The organism is Chamaesiphon sp. VAR_69_metabat_338 (assembly GCF_031423935.1).
Classification (GTDB): domain Bacteria; phylum Cyanobacteriota; class Cyanobacteriia; order Cyanobacteriales; family Chamaesiphonaceae; genus Chamaesiphon.
This window is the reverse complement of record NZ_JANPGM010000037.1, coordinates 1-4704: the sequence shown is the minus strand read 5'-3', so window position 1 is coordinate 4704 and position 4704 is coordinate 1. Positions and strand designations below refer to the sequence as shown.

At 49.3% G+C, this 4704-nt stretch carries 4 protein-coding genes and 1 pseudogene; 2 read left to right on the top strand and 3 right to left on the bottom strand.

All coding sequences use genetic code 11. The features are described from left to right. The 3 genes and pseudogenes from RMO84_RS01250 to RMO84_RS01240 all read right to left on the bottom strand — a co-directional run. Positions 1-1954 (bottom strand): annotated as a pseudogene (locus RMO84_RS01250) (hypothetical protein); the annotation flags it as partial. A gap of 223 nt (positions 1955-2177) precedes the next feature. After that, the gene (locus RMO84_RS01245; protein WP_310486623.1) at positions 2178-2951 is read right to left on the bottom strand and encodes a DUF1350 family protein; all 774 of its coding nucleotides are present in this window, start codon (positions 2949-2951) and stop codon (positions 2178-2180) included. A 21-nt stretch (positions 2952-2972) separates the two neighbouring features. Next, positions 2973-3272 carry a hypothetical protein gene (locus tag RMO84_RS01240; protein WP_310486622.1) on the bottom strand — a complete coding sequence of 100 codons (300 nt, stop codon included), beginning with the start codon at positions 3270-3272 and terminating at the stop codon, positions 2973-2975. 240 nt (positions 3273-3512) lie between these two features. Here RMO84_RS01240 and RMO84_RS01235 point away from each other — a divergent pair, with 240 nt between their 5' ends. Then, on the top strand, positions 3513-3977 hold the full coding sequence (locus RMO84_RS01235; RefSeq protein WP_310486621.1) for a hypothetical protein: 465 nt from the start codon (positions 3513-3515) through the stop codon (positions 3975-3977). A 304-nt stretch (positions 3978-4281) separates the two neighbouring features. After that, the gene (locus tag RMO84_RS01230) at positions 4282-4524 is read left to right on the top strand and encodes a hypothetical protein (RefSeq protein ID WP_310486620.1); all 243 of its coding nucleotides are present in this window, start codon (positions 4282-4284) and stop codon (positions 4522-4524) included. Positions 4525-4704: the final 180 nt, after the last annotated feature.

Sequence of the window (4704 nt, the reverse complement as noted above, 5' to 3'; positions counted from 1 at the left end):
CCGCATTGGCACCGCGCCCAAAACCGCTCCAACCATAGCCTAACTCCGATTGAAAGCTGTTAGATTGATACTTCCAGCTCAATTGGCTCAAAGTAGTCGGCGTGCCCACATAAGTCGATTGATAATTGGCCGTCAGATTTTGGGTGCTGCCACCTGCCGACGGGAGTTGATAACTCACTTCCGAGTTAAAACTAATTTCATTACCCTGGAATCCCAGTCGCCAATTATTTTGCTGGTGATTGGCACTCCAGCGCAAAAAAGAATTACTATCGAAAGTCCCTTGAATATTACTATTACTATTAGGAGCCAGACTGAAATTATAGTTACCACCGATCGCCACCCCCGATAAACTATCGTATTTAGCAGTTGCTGTCAGTTTGGGCGTCACCAGCCAATTTAGATCGGCACGACTCGATAATTTATCGCTACTAAAGTTGGCACTAAAATCTTTCCCTGGTTGGTAATTAACACTACTGACTACATCCCAGCGATCGCCACTTAAGGCCGATATCGATGCTTGCAACGGTACCCCCGTCGGCTGCCAAAACAGTTCGCCCGACCCGCGCAAAGCTAACGGGTCGGCAATTATGCCCCCGCCGACGGTGAGAGATTCACTAATCCCCCGCCGATAAGCCACCCCGCCCTGTAAGCCGTCAAATTGACCGATAAATTGATTGGATTCCCGATTGTAATTCACCCCCGCCGAGGCAATTAACGCGCCTGCTCCAGGGGGTAATTGCCCTGGCACGGTGGTAAATGTCACATCCCGCACTTGCGGATCGGCAGTAAGTTGACCGTTGGGATACAACAACAACCGATAACCGTTGCCGAGTTCGCCGTCCTTACTCACCACCACATTCTCGAAGCGGAACACCCCCGAACTATCGACCAATACCTGCCCGACGACATCGGTACTAAAGCCCCGCACCAGTCGCACCACAGTCCCTGGGCGCGCTTGACCGCCGATCGTGCGCCCCAATCGGCTCGATTGCAAGCGTTCGTTTGGCAAAAAGTCGCCACCAGTTAGGGAAGTCGGTGGCGTAAAATTCTGGCGTTGGATGGTCGTCACTCCCCAATAAGAACCAGTCGGATTGCCCTGTCTGCGCCAAAACGGACTTTGGGAGCCAGCAATCCAGTCCGAATTGGTACTTTGGTTGATAACCATCGCCTCCGTCACCCCCCAGGTGAGGAGATTGGCTAACTTTGGTTGATCCACCCGCAAATACCAACTAGAGCCTAAAACTGTCCCGACTGCTTTGAATTCGCCTTGAGTATTCAGCCGATCGCTAGTCGAGCCACTGAGGTTAATCCGCTCCTGCACCGCACTCAAACTAGTGGTCGGTGGCTCGATCGTCGTCAAGCCAGCCAAACTCACTGGTGCGGCTTCTGTGGCTGGTTTCGGTGGGTTTTTGGGCAGAGTGTAACTAAATTTGAGGACGATCTCGCGCGGCCCCGATGGTGTCGATTGCCCCAGCCGATCGCTAGTTTCAATTTTCAGCCCTGGTAACTTGCGCAAGTCCCCCAGCGAGATCGCGCGTCCCAATCGCGGATCGGTGAGGATTTGCTGCGGCTGAAGTCGAACGATTAAGTATGGCGATGTCAGTTCGATTTCGCCCGTGGGCAACTGCCGCTGCTGGATATCCAACAGTTTGAGCGTGGTATCGAAGGGGAGCAACCACCGATCGATCTGCGCTGGCTGCGGCTCCCCCACCGCAAGCTCGCCTTGCACCCGCAATGGTTGCGCCGATCGTGTATTGACGATCGCCTGAACTCGATCGATCTGAGTTGCTGGGGCACCTGGTGTCGGTGCCGATGTGTCTGGAGTTGGGATCGGAGTCGCTGCCGATCCGACTGTCAGCGCATTCCCTACTAATCCGCTCCATAGAATTGCCCCCACCAACACATTTGTCTGTTGGCGTGGATATTTCCAGCAATGTGTCAGGATCGATCGCAAGTAGATGCAGTGGTAGTTGCTAGTTAGTGATCGTGGATCGATCGATTTTCAGATCGATCCATCAAACTTCAATTAATTTCAGCTTATCAGAAATTTCGATCCACAAATCACGCATCGATCTCCTGTTTTTAGCTAACAACTAGCCATCCAAACAAAAGATAATCTCGCTCTACCTAGCTTTTAGCAAGCAATCCACTATCCACTATCCACTATTCACTATTCACTACCCACCACTTACCGCTACCGGATCGAGCCACCGCAGCATTTCAGATTTGAGTTGATGGAGATCGCGATGTACTTCTTGCTTAATCCACTGCCCGATCGCATCAAATGGGGTAAAAACTTGCGGATTGAATTGCCATTGGAAATCTTGTCCCAATGGGGTCACATGACTGCCATTAATATTCAGCGTCGCAGTCGTGCTGGGGAAAATTTTAGTTAAAGTTTGACCGAGTGTATAAGATTGATCGAGCGTATCATTAGTAAATTTGACGATCAAATTATCAGGTACATCGTAATAAGCGGCGATCGTCTCAAGTGTTTCCTGGGGATTTGGTGTAAATTCGACATTGAATTCAGTCGGCATTTGCCCCATTAAAGGCACTGCATCCCGCGCCGAAAAATTATTAAACGAAATCAGAATATTGCCCGCCCGATCGACATCGTAAATACTACCAATCAGGAGATGCAGCTTGCAACCCATACTATGTCCGACCCCATATACAGGTAAATCGGCTGGTAAATATCGCCGCGATTGTAATAACTCTAAAGTATCTTCAAAGCGATTGTAAACATCGCTGGCGATCGCCCGATGATCGAAAGTATTAATGAACGGCGTCGCCACGATCGCATAGCCTTGTTTACCCAAAGCTTCTAATAATAAACGATATGTCAAATGTGGTGCCGCCGCCACAAAAGCACCACCTAAAAAATGCAGCACCGCACGCGGTTGACGCGGTAGATATACCCAATGACCCGAAATTTCTTGCCAATCCATTGTCGTTAATTTTTTATCAATTTAAAAGTAACCAAAAAAGCTGTCAAAGTCGATATCGCCCCGATCGCTCTCAAGTGGAGTGCGATCGGCAAATTCATTGGGGGCGCGCTCGTTGCTCCAACCCCACCAAGCTTTACCGCACTGGCATAGATAAAATTCTTGCCACTTGCGCCGCCGATTTTCGATCGTCACGGGCGAACGGCGATTGATCCATACGGCGGTAGCAACAGTAGAGTTTTCGCTACAACTAGGGCAACAAAAGCCGGTGGCGTGGGTTGCTGGGGCGATCCAATCAGGCGGTGTCGGGCTAAAAGCTTCCATGTCTGGCTTTGTATGCAGTTAGTGTCTATTCGTCAATGGCGATCGCCAAGCAGATTGGCGCGATCTGACTCGATCGAGTCGATAAGTTCGAGTCCGATCGCGCGCTAGATCGTCGAGTCTTTGCTCATTACTATAATAAGTAGTTTAACGAGGATCTGCCGAACCTAGTTAAATTGGTAGGATCGTTAGAAGACCAAACACCTCGCTACTCGATCGACACGATCGCTCTATCAAATTATTATGACAACTCTCACCACGCTCGCTGAAGCACCCGATCTCACTGCTGATGACTATCTAGTCGTCGGTGTCGCCACCTGCTTCTTTCGCGATGATGATGGCGTGCATGCTGTCAAAGTCATCGAACCGATTCCGTCCTCTGCCTTAGAAGCTCTCCTCAAAGGCATTCCCACCTCTTATGAAATTGCCGCAGCTACCACTTTGGGTACCTTAATCGCTGGCGATACGCCCCAAATTCCCGCTAGTTTCCCCACCGATTGTCAACTGGGCAATGAATTTGCCTATCGTTGTATCGCCTCCGCTCGTACCTACAAACGCCGCCCGCAAGCGCAAGCCCATATCGCGCAGGGCGATACTTATACCAGTTTTAACTATTCTACCGAGCGCAAACGGATTCTCAATGTCGATCGAGTCGTCACCAAGGACGATAATGTCAAACAACATGCCTATACTCACCAGCAGCTCTAGATGAGTCGATAATCGCTGTTCGATCGCCCTTAGGGTGCGCTTGCGCTTCGTCTGACGACGATCGCGCAAGCTTCGGCTAAAAAATCATAGCAGCTACAATCCTCATCCTAGTCAGGTGTGGGAACTCGATCGATCCAACGTGTCGGCTTTCTAAAATAAGTGACTGGACAGATCGAATTTCGATCGCAATGAACTGTAATACTCACTCTGACGGTGAATGTGGATCGATCTCCAGAGCCACGACTCAGAGCGGCAGATTCGGCAACGATGTTAAAATCGGCAATATTCTCATCCGCAACATGTTATGACTCCCCAACAACTTGAAGATCGCCAACTCGAAACCCGTGTTACCGCACTAGAAGCAGAATTAAGCCAAGTGAAGAAATTGCTCTCTAGCTTTGCCCAGACTGAAACAGTTAATCCTAGCTGGATGAAGTATGCTGGCGTATTCAAAGATGATGCAGATTTTTTAGAAATCATGCAAGAGATCCGCGTCGAGAGAGATTTAGATGATGAATCTGAAGTCGATCCATCTTACTATTCATAGGATTTGGGCAGTGCCGAACTACATCATGGACACAGACCACACATCCTATATTCTGCGTGGAGATCCGAGCGTTATTGAAAATGCCAAACGCTATGATGCTGCGATTACAATTATTACGATTACAATTAGGTATAATTTTCTACATGAAAGCGATTTTGTCACTGATTGCCTTTCTGCCTT

Coding starts and splice junctions, on each gene's coding strand:
- RMO84_RS01245 (WP_310486623.1), bottom strand. CDS start 2,951: ATGGATTGGCAAGAAATTTCGGGTCATTGGGTATATCTACCGCGTCAA.
- RMO84_RS01230 (WP_310486620.1), top strand. CDS start 4,282: ATGACTCCCCAACAACTTGAAGATCGCCAACTCGAAACCCGTGTTACC.
- RMO84_RS01235 (WP_310486621.1), top strand. CDS start 3,513: ATGACAACTCTCACCACGCTCGCTGAAGCACCCGATCTCACTGCTGAT.
- RMO84_RS01240 (WP_310486622.1), bottom strand. CDS start 3,272: ATGGAAGCTTTTAGCCCGACACCGCCTGATTGGATCGCCCCAGCAACC.